General features: G+C 71.6%; 19 protein-coding genes. 12 read left to right on the top strand and 7 right to left on the bottom strand.

Annotated elements, in window-relative coordinates; all coding sequences use genetic code 11:
- Positions 1 to 79: 79 nt before the first annotated feature.
- The 3 genes from AB0B33_RS13240 to AB0B33_RS13230 all read left to right on the top strand — a co-directional run bounded on the left by AB0B33_RS13240 (position 80) and on the right by AB0B33_RS13230 (position 1721).
- Positions 80 to 409 (top strand): plasmid stabilization protein, encoded by a 330-nt coding sequence (locus AB0B33_RS13240; protein ID WP_360770533.1) that lies wholly within the window; start codon positions 80 to 82, stop codon positions 407 to 409.
- A gap of 77 nt (positions 410 to 486) precedes the next feature.
- Entirely contained in the window at positions 487 to 933 is a 447-nt protein-coding gene (locus tag AB0B33_RS13235; RefSeq protein ID WP_247022954.1) for an ATP-binding protein, read from the top strand.
- Positions 930 to 1721, top strand: a complete 792-nt coding sequence (locus AB0B33_RS13230) for a SigB/SigF/SigG family RNA polymerase sigma factor (protein ID WP_360770529.1) — start codon at positions 930 to 932, stop codon at positions 1719 to 1721. The genes AB0B33_RS13235 and AB0B33_RS13230 overlap by 4 nt, the downstream gene beginning before the upstream one ends.
- Before the next feature lie 36 nt (positions 1722 to 1757).
- Here AB0B33_RS13230 and AB0B33_RS13225 read toward each other — a convergent pair whose 3' ends face one another.
- Positions 1758 to 3254, bottom strand: a complete 1497-nt coding sequence (locus AB0B33_RS13225) for a CYTH and CHAD domain-containing protein (RefSeq protein ID WP_360770526.1) — start codon at positions 3252 to 3254, stop codon at positions 1758 to 1760.
- A gap of 124 nt (positions 3255 to 3378) precedes the next feature.
- On the opposite strand from AB0B33_RS13225, the gene AB0B33_RS13220 reads away from it, so the two are divergent.
- Entirely contained in the window at positions 3379 to 3921 is a 543-nt protein-coding gene (locus tag AB0B33_RS13220) for a hemerythrin domain-containing protein (protein ID WP_360770523.1), read from the top strand.
- A gap of 37 nt (positions 3922 to 3958) precedes the next feature.
- Complete coding sequence (locus AB0B33_RS13215) at positions 3959 to 4765, top strand: GAF and ANTAR domain-containing protein (protein WP_360770520.1); 807 nt, start codon at positions 3959 to 3961, stop codon at positions 4763 to 4765.
- Positions 4766 to 4771: 6 nt separating this feature from the next.
- On the opposite strand, the gene AB0B33_RS13210 is transcribed toward AB0B33_RS13215, so the two are convergent.
- The 3 genes from AB0B33_RS13210 to AB0B33_RS13200 all read right to left on the bottom strand — a co-directional run bounded on the left by AB0B33_RS13210 (position 4772) and on the right by AB0B33_RS13200 (position 6692).
- Positions 4772 to 5236 (bottom strand): hypothetical protein, encoded by a 465-nt coding sequence (locus AB0B33_RS13210; RefSeq protein ID WP_360770519.1) that lies wholly within the window; start codon positions 5234 to 5236, stop codon positions 4772 to 4774.
- A gap of 69 nt (positions 5237 to 5305) precedes the next feature.
- A complete protein-coding gene (locus AB0B33_RS13205; protein WP_360770516.1) occupies positions 5306 to 6145 on the bottom strand; it encodes an aldo/keto reductase in 840 nt (279 codons plus the stop codon).
- Between the two features lie 85 nt (positions 6146 to 6230).
- Positions 6231 to 6692: an SRPBCC family protein gene (locus AB0B33_RS13200; protein ID WP_360770513.1), complete on the bottom strand. Its 462-nt coding sequence runs from the start codon at positions 6690 to 6692 to the stop codon at positions 6231 to 6233.
- A 111-nt stretch (positions 6693 to 6803) separates the two neighbouring features.
- Between AB0B33_RS13200 and AB0B33_RS13195 the strand changes: the two genes are divergently transcribed.
- The 3 genes from AB0B33_RS13195 to AB0B33_RS13185 are packed head-to-tail and all read left to right on the top strand — an operon-like array spanning position 6804 to position 7782.
- A complete protein-coding gene (locus tag AB0B33_RS13195; protein WP_247022946.1) occupies positions 6804 to 7217 on the top strand; it encodes a phage holin family protein in 414 nt (137 codons plus the stop codon).
- On the top strand, positions 7214 to 7522 hold the full coding sequence (locus tag AB0B33_RS13190; RefSeq protein ID WP_247022945.1) for a DUF3618 domain-containing protein: 309 nt from the start codon (positions 7214 to 7216) through the stop codon (positions 7520 to 7522). Before AB0B33_RS13195 ends, AB0B33_RS13190 begins: the two co-directional genes overlap by 4 nt.
- On the top strand, positions 7519 to 7782 hold the full coding sequence (locus tag AB0B33_RS13185) for a DUF4235 domain-containing protein (protein WP_247022944.1): 264 nt from the start codon (positions 7519 to 7521) through the stop codon (positions 7780 to 7782). Before AB0B33_RS13190 ends, AB0B33_RS13185 begins: the two co-directional genes overlap by 4 nt.
- Before the next feature lie 52 nt (positions 7783 to 7834).
- On the opposite strand, the gene AB0B33_RS13180 is transcribed toward AB0B33_RS13185, so the two are convergent.
- Positions 7835 to 8203, bottom strand: a complete 369-nt coding sequence (locus tag AB0B33_RS13180) for an STAS domain-containing protein (RefSeq protein WP_247022943.1) — start codon at positions 8201 to 8203, stop codon at positions 7835 to 7837.
- A 164-nt stretch (positions 8204 to 8367) separates the two neighbouring features.
- On the opposite strand from AB0B33_RS13180, the gene AB0B33_RS13175 reads away from it, so the two are divergent.
- The 4 genes from AB0B33_RS13175 to AB0B33_RS13160 all read left to right on the top strand — a co-directional run bounded on the left by AB0B33_RS13175 (position 8368) and on the right by AB0B33_RS13160 (position 11333).
- Positions 8368 to 9669, top strand: a complete 1302-nt coding sequence (locus AB0B33_RS13175) for an NAD(P)/FAD-dependent oxidoreductase (protein ID WP_360770509.1) — start codon at positions 8368 to 8370, stop codon at positions 9667 to 9669.
- A complete protein-coding gene (locus tag AB0B33_RS13170) occupies positions 9653 to 10216 on the top strand; it encodes a hypothetical protein (protein ID WP_360770506.1) in 564 nt (187 codons plus the stop codon). The genes AB0B33_RS13175 and AB0B33_RS13170 overlap by 17 nt, the downstream gene beginning before the upstream one ends.
- A 161-nt stretch (positions 10217 to 10377) precedes the next feature.
- Complete coding sequence (locus AB0B33_RS13165; RefSeq protein WP_360770503.1) at positions 10378 to 10587, top strand: hypothetical protein; 210 nt, start codon at positions 10378 to 10380, stop codon at positions 10585 to 10587.
- 2 nt (positions 10588 to 10589) lie between these two features.
- The gene (locus AB0B33_RS13160; protein WP_360770500.1) at positions 10590 to 11333 is read left to right on the top strand and encodes a DUF6338 family protein; all 744 of its coding nucleotides are present in this window, start codon (positions 10590 to 10592) and stop codon (positions 11331 to 11333) included.
- A gap of 41 nt (positions 11334 to 11374) precedes the next feature.
- Here the strand turns inward: AB0B33_RS13160 and AB0B33_RS13155 are convergent, their stop codons facing one another.
- Together AB0B33_RS13155 and AB0B33_RS13150 are read right to left on the bottom strand one after the other, a co-directional pair.
- On the bottom strand, positions 11375 to 11809 hold the full coding sequence (locus tag AB0B33_RS13155) for a VOC family protein (protein ID WP_247022939.1): 435 nt from the start codon (positions 11807 to 11809) through the stop codon (positions 11375 to 11377).
- Between the two features lie 10 nt (positions 11810 to 11819).
- Entirely contained in the window at positions 11820 to 12725 is a 906-nt protein-coding gene (locus AB0B33_RS13150) for a LysR family transcriptional regulator (protein WP_360770497.1), read from the bottom strand.
- Between the last annotated feature and the right edge of the window lie 23 nt (positions 12726 to 12748).

The raw sequence follows: 12748 nt of genomic DNA, 5'->3' as shown, positions 1-12748 counted from the left end.
TGCGGTGGGTAACCACGCGGAGACGACGTTTACCCGGTGATCACCCGGGTACCCAGCTTGAGCTAGGAAGGGAGCTGCCATGCCTCAGTCGTGGAGCGGCAAGCGTGAACGCCAGTACGAACACATCAAGGATTCGGCCGAGGACCGCGGCGCGAGCACCGGGCGGGCCAAGGAGATCGCGGCCCGCACCGTGAACAAGAACCGCGCGCGATCGGGCGAGTCCCGGGAAGCCAGCCGGACCTCGATCAAGGACAAGTCCCCGCAGCAGCGCGGCGGCGAGCGTTCCGGCAACCGCAAGGGCCCGGGCGGCCCCACGAAGGACCAGTTGTACAACGAAGCCAAGAAGAAGAACATCGACGGCCGCTCGAAGATGACCAAGAAGGAACTCGAACGGGCGCTCGGCCGGTGACGTCGAGCCCGATGGACAACTCCGAAACCCCTGAACAGCAAGTGTCGGCATTCGCCCGGATGGGTAGTACCTCCAGCATGGAAGAAACACGAAGTGGCTCGTTCGGCGGTAAACCCACCGTCGACGAGATGCTCGACGAGCTCGTCGAGCTGCGGCTCCCCGCCATGGCGGAGCAGATCCCCCTGGTACGCATGCTCACGCACGGCGTCGTCTCGCGCGCGGACTTCGGCTTGGACGCGATCGCCGACGCGAAGATGGCGGTCGACGAGGCGTGCGCCCAGCTGGTCCAGCTCGCCGAGCTCGGCTCGCAGCTGCACTGCCGCTTCCGGCTCGCGATCGACGGGCTGCACGTCGTCGTCTCGACCCGGTCGAGCGACCCGCGCCCGCCGAGCGACCGCACGTTCGGCTGGCACGTCCTGACCACCCTCAGCCGATCGGTGACCGCGCACTGCGACGTCCTTCCCGGAGGAGGCGCGGGGATCGTCACGATCGAGCTGGTGCTGAACCCGGGAACGAGCGCGTGAGCGGCGAGCGCAAAACCGTCCTCCACCGCCCGGATGAATACGCCCACTGCGAGCCGCTGTTCGACGAGCTGGGCCGCCTCGAGGCGGACGACCCGCGGCGGGACGTGGTCCGCAGCAAGCTGGTCACCGAGCTGCTGCCGCTCGCCGAGCACATCGCGACGCGGTTTTCCGGCCGCGGCGAGCCCCGGGAAGACCTCGTCCAGGTGGCGCGGATCGGCCTGATCAACGCCGTCGACCGGTTCGACCCCACCCGCGGGCACGACTTCCTGTCCTTCGCGGTGCCGACGATCATGGGCGAGGTGCGGCGGCACTTCCGCGACACCGGCTGGTCCGTGCGCGTCCCCCGCCGGCTCAAGGAACTGCACCTGTCGCTGAGCCAGGGCTCGGCGACGCTCTCGCAGCGCCTGGGCCGCGCCCCGACGCCGACGGAGCTGGCCGAGCACCTCAACCTGGACGTCGACGAAGTCCGCGAAGGGCTGATGGCGGGCAACGCGTACCAGGCGCTCTCGGTCGACAAGCCCGTCCACGACGACGCCGAGGCGCTGTCGCTGGCGGACACGATGGGGGAACCGGACCACGAGATGGCCATGGTGGAGAACCACGAGGCCCTCCAGCCGCTCCTGCAGGAACTGCCCAAGCGCGAGCGCGCGATCCTGGTCATGCGGTTCTTCGGCGGGTTGACCCAGACCCAGATCGCCGACCGCGTCGGGATCTCCCAGATGCACGTCTCGCGCCTGCTGTCGCAGACCCTCGAGCAGCTGCGCGGCAAGCTGACCGGCGACGGCTGAGCCCGTCCCGGCCGAGCCGGCCGGGACGGGACGCGGTCAGCCCTTCCGGAGCCGCCGCCACTCCGTCGCGAACCGCTTGCGCAGCTTCTCCGCCCGCTCGGCGTCCCGGGCGTGCAGCACTCCGAAGGTGAACGTGTTCTGCCCCTCGCCGTGCCCGGCGATCGCGAGGTGGCGCAGGACTTCCCGGCCGACCACGGTGTCCTGGTGCGCACCGAGCGTCTGCTGCACCGCCTTGACGTTCCGGCGCCACTTCTTCACCTTCTTGCCCGACACCGGCTTCACGGTGTCGGCGGCGTAGCGGGCCCGCTTCGCCTTCTTCCGGACGTCGTGCAGGGCGTGCTCCAGTTGCTCGTCCGCCAGGCCGTGGGTCGCCGCCTCGGCGCGGGTCAGCTTCCGGGCCGCCTTGCGCAGCGGCTTGCGCAGTCCGGCCTTCGCGGGCTTGCGCGCCTTCGCGGTCCACGGCGGGGCCGTGACCAACGCGTCCAGCTCCCGCAGGAGCGCGAGGTAGCGCTTGCCGGTCAGCGCCGTCGCCGCCCGCGTGCGCGCCTCCTCCGCCTCGCGGGCGAAGTAGCGGGTGAGGAACTGGCGCAGCGGCCCGAGCACCAGCTCCGGCGGTACGTCGCCGAGCCGCTCGCGCAGCCGCTCCTCGGTGACCTCGGTGTCCCGGGCCGGGGCCAGCTGCCGTCCGAGCCACTGCAGCTCGGCCGCCAGGCCCGCGGTCTTATTTTGGTCGAGGAGCGAGCCGAAGCTGCGAAGCGTGCTCCGCAGCTTCCTGGCCGCGACGCGCATCTGGTGCACGGAATCGCCGACGTCGAGGCGCACCCCGACGTCCGCGCGGCGCAGTGCGGCCGAGTGCGCGCGCAGCGACGCCAGCACGACGTCACCCGCCGAGGGCTTCTTGCCCGGGCGCGGCGTCGCCGGGACGCGGTCGCCGACCAGGCGGCGCAGCTTCGAGGGCCACGGCGAGGCCGAGGCTCCGGCGCCGGCCAGTGCGTGGTCGAACTCCTCGAGCAGGCCAGGTTCGGTGTCCGGGTCGAGCTCCAGTTCCAGTTCGCGCCACTCGTCGAGGTGCGCGGCCGTCCCGCCCGCCTCGCCGGTCACGTGGTCGTCGGTGAGGGTGGCGATCGTGCGGCCGTCTTCGGCGGCCAGCCGGTGGGCGAACCGGTCGGTGCGCAGGTGCGCGATCGGCACCAGCTTCTCCCCCAGCGTGTACGCGCGCACCAGGCGGCGGAGCCGGCCCGGCACCTTCCGGGCGTCGCCGCCCAGCGGCAGCTGGATCTCCTGCCGTTCGTCGGCCGACACCGGCAGCTTGAGGTGCCAGCCGGCGTCGTGCCCGCCGACGCGCCGCCGCAGCGTGATGCCGGCGGCCGCCAGCCGGAAGGTCTCCGTGTCGTAGTAGGAAGCGTCGAGGATCTGCTCGACCGGATCGTCCTGCGCCGCGACGCCGGCCACGCCGATCAGCCGCGGCACGCCGCTGCCCGCGGCGATCTCGTACTTGCGTTCGCGCTCGATCACCGTCGACGGCGGTGCCATGGTCGTCCTCCCTGGAGCCGGTTCTCCCGGTGGCATACCCGGCTCGCCGGCGGCCGACACGGGATTCGGCACGCGAGCAGCGGGTATCCGTCTCGGAAAATCCCCAGCCGGACCAGGAGCGTGCATGAACGGCAGCCACCCCGCAACCGACCTGACGATCGTCCTCGCCGGCGACCACCGGGAACTCGACCGGCTGTGCACCGAGCTCGAACTCGGCCAGGGCAGCCCGGAGAACCGCAAGGACCTCGCGGACCACCTGACCGCGCAGCTGGTCCGGCACGCCGTCGCCGAAGAGCCCTTCCTCGAGGGCGAAGGCGACCTCGCCGAAGCGGAGCGGCTGATGCGGGAGCTGGAGGGCGCCGGGCCGCAGGAGGTCCGGTTCGAGCGGCTGCTGGGCGGGCTGATCCGCGCGGTCCGGCGGCACGTCCGCGAGGAAGGGCCCGCCGCCGTGACCGAGGTCCGGCGCCGCTGTTCCCCCGAACGGCGGACCACATTGGGCCGGGCGGTCCTCGAAGCCCGGGAGGCCGCCGCGACGCTGCCACACCCGGACCTGGCCGACCGGGTGCCGGCCGCCGAGCAGCTGTGGCCGGGCCCGGGGTTCGTCGACCGCGCCCGAAACGCCCTGCGCGGGCCGGGCTCGAGCGAGAACGCGCCGGCATCGGGTTGAATGGGCCCCACACCGATCACCGACACAGTGAGGACCGATGAGCGTCAGCGAAGAGGAATGGGCCCGGGACCGGACCTGGTTCGGGCAGGACGGCGAACCGGCGCCGGGCCCCTTGGCGAGCCAGTTCGCCGACCTCACGCGGACCTTGCTGAACGTGACGCACACCGTCGGCGGCGTGCTCAGGCTCGTCGTCGGCGCCGCGGTCGCCATCGTGCCGGACGCCGACCTGGTCAGCGTCACCCTGCGCGACCCGGACGGCCGGTTCCACACGCCGATCGAGACCGATCCGGTGGCCGTGGAGCTCGACCTGCTGCAGTACGACCACGGCGAAGGTCCCTGCGTGGATTCGGCCCGCCCGGACGGCCCGGCCCTCTGCTGGTCGCAGGACGTCGGGCGCGACCCGCGGTGGCCGTCGTTCGGCCCGGGGGCCGCCCGGCACGGCTACCACTCGGTGCTGGCGACGGCGCTGGTGCCGGACGCCCGCCCGCCGCGCCTGTCGGGGGCGCTCAACATCTATTCGCGGACGCCGGGTGCGTTCGACCGTCAGGCCATCGACACCGCGCTCCTGCTGGCCACGCACGCCTCGCTGGCGCTCGCCCACACCGAAGCCGTCGTCACGGCCGAGCTGGAGGCCGAGCACCTGCGCCGCGCGGTCGACAGCCGGGACGTCATCGGTCAGGCGAAGGGGATCCTGATGCAGCGCCGCGGCATCAGCGCCGACGAAGCGTTCGACGTGCTGCGGCGCGCGTCCCAGGACCTGAACGTCAAACTCGCCGACCTGGCCGGAACGCTCGCGGCCCGGCACACCGAGGTCGATCTCCCGGCGGCCGGGCGCGAGGGCTGAGGGCGGTTACTGGGCCGAGTACGGGGACCGGTTCTCCAGCGACGGGCTGACGTCCGGGTACCGGCCGTTCTGGCCCGGCACCGGTGTGACCGTCGGGGTCTGCGGCTCCACCCGCTGCTGCCGGCCGCCGCGCTGGACGACCGCCTCGACCTCCTGCTCGCCGCGGATGCGGGCCAGCACGCCGAGGGTGATCGCGTGCGCGATCGCCAGGATCAGCAGTAGTACGCCGAGCCGGCCGACGACGCCCGGCAAGTCGCTTTCGCCCATGTCGATGGTCGAGATCAAGGCCAGCACACCCAGCGTCGCCAGGTGGAACAGCACCGTGACCAGGCGGGTCATCGAAGCGCCCGCCGCCGGATCGCCGTAGGAGTTCTCCAGGTACCGGCGGCCGCTGCGGTAGATGATCTGCCCGTCGATCAGGACCAGCGCGACGCCGATCGCGAGGAACGACAGATACGCGTTCGTGGTCATGCCGGACACTCCTTCCAGGGGGACCTTGCCGCAGGGATACCCGCCGCGTCGCTCAGGGAAACGCCGCGGTCACCCCGTGAAAGCGTCCGGATCCGGCCCGGTGCGGCGGCCGGCGTCGAGCTCGCCGATCGCCTTCATGTCTTCGTCGTCCAGTTCGAAGCCGAAGACGTCGATGTTCTGCCGGATCCGCTCGGGTGACGCGGACTTGGGGAACACGATGTTCCCGAGCTGCAGGTGCCAGCGCAGCACGACCTGCGCGGCCGTGCGCTCGTGCTTGCCCGCCAGCTCGGTGAGCACCGGGTCGTCGAGCACTTCGCCCTGCGCGAGCGGGCTCCACGCCTCGGTCGCGATGCCGTGCTCCCGGTGGTAGGCGCGCAGTTCCGGTTGCTGCAGCGCGGGGTGCAGCTCGATCTGGTTGACCGCGGGCACGGTCCCGGTCTCCTCCGCCAGCCGGTCGAGGTGCGCCGGCTGGAAGTTCGACACGCCGATCGCGCGCGCCTTGCCCGCGCGCAGGATGTCCTCGAAGCCCTGCCACGTCCGGACGTAGTTCTCCTTGTGCGGCAAGGGCCAGTGGATCAGGTACAGGTCGACGTGGTCGAAGCCGAGCCGCCGCAGGCTGCCTTCCAGCGCGGTGATCGCGTTGTCGTGGCCGTGCGCGTCGTTCGCCAGTTTCGTGGTGACGAACACGTCTTCGCGTTTCAAGCCGGCGTCCGCGATCCCGGCGCCGACCCCCGCTTCGTTCCGGTACATCTGCGCGGTGTCGACGTGGCGGTAGCCGGCCTCCAGGGCCGTCCGCACGGCCTGGGCGGTTTCTTCCGGCGGGATCTGGAAGACGCCGAACCCGAACTGCGGGATCCGCACGCCGTTGTTCAGTTCGACGGTGGGAACGTCGGCGGTGGTGGTCGTCATGGAGGCGGCCTACCCGTCGTTCCCGGACGCGAAACGCGGCGGGGCGGTACTGCACCGCCCCGCCGGGTGATTCGCCCCGATCGGGTTACGTACCCGGGCGCTCCACGTCACCGCGCCAGCCGCCGGTCTCCCGGCCGTGCTGCTCGACGTACTCCTTGAACCGCTTGAGGTCGCCCTTCACCCGGCGGTCGAGGACGCCCAGCTTGTCGGCGACGTTCTCGGCGAAGCCCTCCGGGTCGATGTCCATCTGCGCGGTCACCCGCGTGTGCGCGTCTCCCAAGCGGTGGAACGTGATGACGCCCGCGTGGTCCGGACCGGAGTCCGACGTCCACGCGACCCGCTCGTCGGGGTGCTGTTCGGTGATCGTCGCGTCGAATTCGCGCGTCACGCCACCGAACCGCGTCACCCAGTGGGTGTGCGTGGCGTCGAGCTGGCGGATCTCTTCGACGCCTTCCATGAACCGCGGGAATTCCTCGAACTGCGTCCACTGGTTGTAGGCGGTGGAAACGGGGACTTCCACGTCCACGATTTCGGTGATCGTGCTCATGCACTCCTCCTGGTCGGTGGTCGGTACGAATCGGCTACCCGGCACTCGCGCGGTCAAACCCGGCGTGGTTGATCCGGCGCGGGGCCGGGTACACGGGTAAGGAGGTGTTCCGTGATCGAAGAAGTGAACAAGGAACCGGCGGCCGACCGTTCCGTCGGGCAGCTGGTGACGGACCTGACCGATGAGGTCAAGCGGCTGGTCCGGGACGAAATGCGGCTCGCGGTCTTCGAACTGCAGCGCAAGGGCAAGAAAATGGGGGTCGGCGCCGGGTTGTTCGGCGCGGCGGGCCTGTTCGCGTTGTTCGGCGCCGGCACGCTGGTCGCGGCCGCGGTGCTGGCGCTCGCGCTGGTCGTGCCCGGCTGGCTCGCGGCGGTGATCGTCGCGGTCGCGCTGTTCGTGATCGCCGGGATCGCCGCGCTGGTGGGCAAGAAGGAAGTGACGCAGGCGGTGCCGCCGGTGCCCGAAGAAGCGATCACCGGCGTCCGCGAAGACGTGGACACCGTGAAGCAGGGGGTGCGGGCATGAGCGGCGACTTCCCGAAGAACGCCGAAGAGGCGCGGCTCGACCGGGACACCACCCGGGAAGAGCTCACCGAAACGCTGGAAGCGCTCGGGCACAAGCTCGACGTCAAGAGCCGGGTCAAGGAAAACGTCGACGAGAAGCTCGACGTGGCGACCGCGAAGGTCGCCGACGTGACGAACGCGCCGACCGCCGTCAAGTTCCGCCGGGGTGCCGACGCGGTCCGCGCCAACCCGGTGCCGGTGTTCGCCGGCGTGCTCGGCCTGGTGATCGTGATCCGCCTGATCCTGCGACGGAGGAACGACTCGTGAACAAGGTGCTGTACAAGCCGCTGAGCTGGATGGTCGGCGCGCTCGGCGGCGTTCTCGCCGGCCAGGCGTTCAAGCAGGTCTGGAAGCGCGTGGCGGGCGAAGAAGACGCGCCCGACGCCACCGACCGCGACTACACCTGGCAGCAGGTGATCATCGCGGCGGCGGTGCAGGGCGCGATCTTCGCCGCCGTCAAGGCGGCCACGGAACGAGCGGGTGCCGTCGGCTACCGCAAGGCGACCGGCGAATGGCCGGACGACTGACCCGTCCCGGCCGAGTCCACAGTGGAGTGCGGGAGGGGTGGCCGCCCGGCGGTCACGCCTCCCGGCCGGCTTCGGGGGTGAGGCCGACGAGCGCGGCCCCCACGCGGGGGTGGACCTTCAGCACCAGGTCGGCGCCGGTCGCTTCCAGCGAACGCGTCACAGCGTGGCCGCCGACGACGAGGGCGAGGTCGGTGCGGTCGTTCGCCTGCAGCAGCGAACGGACGCCGGCGCAGCTGAGGAACGCCACCCGGGTCAGGTCGACGACGACCCGCTCGCCGGTGGCCAGTGCTTCGTCGAGGGTGTGGACCGTGGCGGCGTCGATGTCGCCCACCAGGGTGACGACGCGGACCCCGCCCGGGCGCTCGGTCATGGTGGCGGTCAAGCCGCCGGGTTCGTGAACGGTTCGGAAGATGTCGTGCATGGCGCTCCCTTTCGCAGCTTGGGGCGCTGACCGGAGCACGTGTCTGAACAACAGCCAACCCCCTGACCGTACGCCCCTGGGCCGGGAGGTCAACCCCGCGGGTTTCCCCGCTCCGGCCTCGGGTAATCGACGAAGGACGAAATCCGGGCGAAGAAAGGGGATCCATGCGTGTCGTGATCGTCGGCGGCGGTTTCGCCGGGTACAACGCGGCGAAGAGCCTCCGGAAGGAAGCCGGCGAAGACGTCGAAGTCGTCTTGCTCAACCCGACGGACTACTTCCTCTACCTGCCGCTGCTGCCCGAGGTGGCCGCCGGGATCCTCGACCCCCGGCGGGTCGCGGTGTCGATCCCCGAGACCCTGGCCGGGGTGCGCCTGGTGCTGGGGACCGCGACCGGCGTCGACTTCGACGACCGCACGGTCGCCTACACCGACCCGGAGGACGGCGAGCACCGGATCCGCTACGACCGGCTGGTGCTGGCCGCGGGCAGCGTGAACAAGCTCCTGCCGATCCCCGGCGTCCCCGAATACGCGCACGGCTTCCGCGGGGTGCCCGAAGCGCTGTACCTGCGTGACCACATCACGCGGCAGATCGAGCTCGCCGCGGCTGCGGAAGACCCGGCCGAGCGCGACGCACGCTGCACGTTCGTGGTGGTGGGCGCGGGCTACACCGGCACCGAGGTGGCCGCGCAGGGCCCGGCGTTCACCGCCGCGCTCGCCGCGCGCCACCCCGAGCTCACCGGGCAGCGGATCCGCTGGCTGCTGCTTGATGTCGCCGAGCGGGTGCTGCCCGAGCTGGACCGGCGGCTCGGGCGGACCGCCGACCAGGTGCTGCGCGCCCGCGACGTCGAAGTGCTGATGAAGACGTCGGTGGACAACGCCGACGCCAAGGGCGTGACGCTGACGAACGGGGAGTCGGTGCCCACCCGAACGCTCGTGTGGTGCGTCGGCGTGCGGCCCGACCCGCTGGTGGCCGGAATCGGCCTCGAGACGGCTAAGGGCAGGCTGGTCGTCACCGAGCGGCTGAACGTCCCGGGCCGCGACGACGTGTTCGCCTGCGGCGACGCGGCCGCCGTCCCCGACCTCACCCGCCCCGGCGAGTACACCGCGATGACCGCGCAGCACGCCGAACGGCAGGGCAAGCTGGCCGGGCGCAACGTGGCGGCGTCGCTCGGCTACGGCCGCGCCGGCACCTACCGGCACCACGACCTCGGCTTCGTCGTCGACCTCGGCGCCGGCGCGGCCGCGGCGAACCCGTTGCACATTCCCTTGTCCGGCCTCCCGGCGAAGGCCGTGACGCGCGCGTACCACCTGATGGCGATGCCGGGGAACCGGGTCCGCACGGCCGCCGACTGGCTCCTGGAGCGGCTGACCGGCCGCCAGACCGTCCAATTGGGACTCGTCCGGTCGGGGTCCGTGCCGCTCGACACCGACTCGCCGGAACTCCCCCGCCGTGGAAAGGATTCCTGATGCCCGCCGAACTCTCGCGTTCCGAAGGCCCGTCCGTCGTGCTCGCCGGCGACCCTTCGGGCGCCAAGGTGATCTCCTCGACCCCGCGGGTGCCGGGCGGCACGACGAGCTGCCGGGCAGCTGGCGGCCCCTGTCGGACCAGCGCGCGATCTTCTGGTGCCGCCTCCCGGCCGGCGGCGCCCTCACCGAAGCCGACGACCTCCTCGGCGACCAGGGCCCGGCCGACCCGGACATCACGGTCGTGGCGAGCGGCCCGTTCGCGGCGGAGGCCCTCCAGCTGGTGGAACGCCACCCGGGCGCAGCGTCCCAGCTCCTCCTGGTCGACCCGGCCTCGGACGCGTTCCTCCCGTCCGCCGACGCGATGGCGGCGAACGAAGCGTGGCTGTCCGAGCACGAGGGCGTCATCGCGAAGCTGCGGGAGGCCGGGACGGTCGTGCGGGTGGTGGGGTCGAGCAGCGATACCGAGGAGGACCGGGTACCGCCGCCGCTCCCACTGGGCCACCCGCAGGTGGTGACGGCGGTCCGCCACGCCCTCGGCGACGCCTAGGACCGACGCCGCACCATCGTCGAATGCTGTTCAACGGTTCGGCAAGACCGCTATCTCCTACGGAGGCATGATCGATCCAAGTGCGTTGCTGCCGAGTGCGTCCGCGGATATCGACGTCGATGACCGCCGGGCCGGTACGGCCCTTGAGGCACAATTGACGGATGGCCGAGCACGAGAGCGATCAGACCGACCTGGCGCAGCCGGACTTCGCGGGCTGGGGTGGAGAGCACGCCATCACGAATTACGGCGGGTTCGGCAGCAGACGGGATTCACCACCTTCCGGGGTCAGCCGCATCTTGGACGTGGAGGATGCCGATCCGGCGCCCTCGGATGAGCCCGGCGACGAATCACGGGTTCGGCAGGACCACTGACCGTGCCGACGTCACCACTGCCGTTCGTGCTGTTCCTGCTCGTCATCGGCCCTGGCCTGGCCTGGGTTCGAGTGCGCGAGCGGCGTTCCCCGCCACGGTCGAGGTCGACGCTTCGTGAACTGGCGGATCTCGCCGTGGTCAGCGTGGTGTTCCACCTGCCTTTCCTCACGGCCGCGATAGCGCTGTCCGGGCTTGCCTGGCATTTGAACACGGGGTTGCTGATCGCCGACCAAGCGGTCGCCTTGCGTGCGCAGCCCGTTCAGGTGCTGGTGACCGTGGGTGTGGCGATGATCGTCGCGATCGCCGCCGCCTGGGGCGTGGCGTTGCGGTGGTTCCCATCGCCGGAAGGCCAGGGGGAGCATCGTCACCGCTCCGACTGGTTCACGCTCGTCGACTACGACGTGGACCTGCCGGTCACCCCGGCCGGTGGTCCGACGGGGGATGACGGCAGGCCGGCGATCTTCATCAAAGCCGTACTCGAGGACGAGTCGGTGGTGGAAGGTCTGCTCGGCTCGTTCACCGACGAGCCCGGCACGGAGGGACGCCGGGGCGTGGTACTCGACTACCCCGTGGTCAGCCGGCCGGCCGAGGGAGACGGTTCCCCCACGGAGGTCGAGTTCAACAAAATCGTGATCAACGAGAGCCGGATCCGGTGGATGGCGTCCGTCCCGATGTCGTCGACGGCCAAAGCGGATTACCTGGACATGCTCATGGCAGCGCGGGAAAAGAGAATGGGAGCGCGCTGACAGAGGGGTGAGCGGGCGTCGATCGACGCCCGCTGATCCGTTCAGTCCAGGCAGAACTCGTTGCCCTCGACGTCCTGCATCACGATGCACGACTCGTTGTACTCGTCGGCGTACAGCGTCTGGAAGTGCGATGCGCCGAGCGCGATCAGCCGGTCGCGCTCGGCCTCCAGGGCGGCCAGCCGCTCCGCGCCCTTCAGCCCCGTGCCCGCTCGGACGTCGACGTGGACGCGGTTCTTGACGACCTTGCCTTCCGGGACGCGCTGGAAGAACAGCCGCGGGCCCGCGCCGGTCGGGTCGGCGCAGGCGAACGCCGCGCCCTGGCGCTCCGGTGGGAGCGAACGGTCGAAGTCGGCCCAGCTGTCGAAGCCCGGCGGAGGCGGCGGGACCACGTAGCCCAGCACCTCGCACCAGAACCGCGCGACGCGCTCGGGTTCCGCGCAGTCGAAGGTGATCTGCACCTGCCTGATCGTCCCCATGCGACTCACCCTAACCACGGCGTCCACGGCTTTCCGCGACGGGCTCGCCGGCCAGCGCCACGAACTCCCGCACCACCGCCGGGACCGCGCCCGCCCGCCGGGCGAGCCCCAGGTCGATCCGGGGGGCCGGGTCCGTCAGCCGACGCAGGACCACCCCTCGCCGCCTCAGCGCGCGTGCCCGGTGTTCCGGGACCGCCGCGATGCCCGCGCCCTCCGCGACCGCGCGGATCAGCTGCTCGTCCTCCGGTTCCTCGCGCACGATCGGCGGCAGGCCGCCCGGCCAGACCTGGCCGCTGATCGCGTCGTACTGGCCGGGGCCGTTGTCGCGCGGCCAGAACACCACCGGCTCCGCCGCGATCCACTCCCGCCGCAGGCGGCCGCGGCGGCGGGCCAGCGCGTGCTCCGACGGCAGGGCGATCAGCACCTCCTCCGAGCCGACCACCGTGACCTCGATGCCCGGCGCGTCCACCGGGGGCCGCACGAACCCCAGGTCGATCTCGCCCGCGAGCAGCCGGGCCAGGTTCAGGCTCGTCCAGCCCGTCTCCAGGGCCAGGGAGACGTCCGGGTACCGCGCGCGGTACGCCGCCACCAGGTCGCCCGCCAAGGGGCCCGGAGCCGAGCGCGTGTAGGCGATCCGCAGCCGGCCCGTGTCGCCGCGGCCGGTCGCCGTGATCACGCCGCGGGCGCGGTCCAGGCGGTCGAGCAGGTCGCGGGCCTCCGCCGCCGCGACCCGGCCCGCCTCCGTCAGCGCGAAGCGGGGGCCCGACCGGTCGAGCAGCGCCACCCCCAGCTCCGCTTCGAACGCGCGGATCTGCTGGCTCAGCGACGGCTGCGACACGAACAGCCGAGCCGCCGCCCGCGTGAAGTGCATCTCCTCGGCAAGCACGGCGAAGTAGTGCCATCGGCGCAGGTCCACCCAGCCACTATAGGACCGGCCTA

Source organism: Amycolatopsis sp. NPDC049159, from assembly GCF_040648295.1.
In the GTDB taxonomy this organism is placed as follows: Bacteria; Actinomycetota; Actinomycetes; order Mycobacteriales; family Pseudonocardiaceae; genus Amycolatopsis; species Amycolatopsis pretoriensis_A.
The sequence above is the reverse complement of the archived record's forward strand: the minus strand, read 5'-3'. Positions and strand labels throughout refer to the sequence as shown.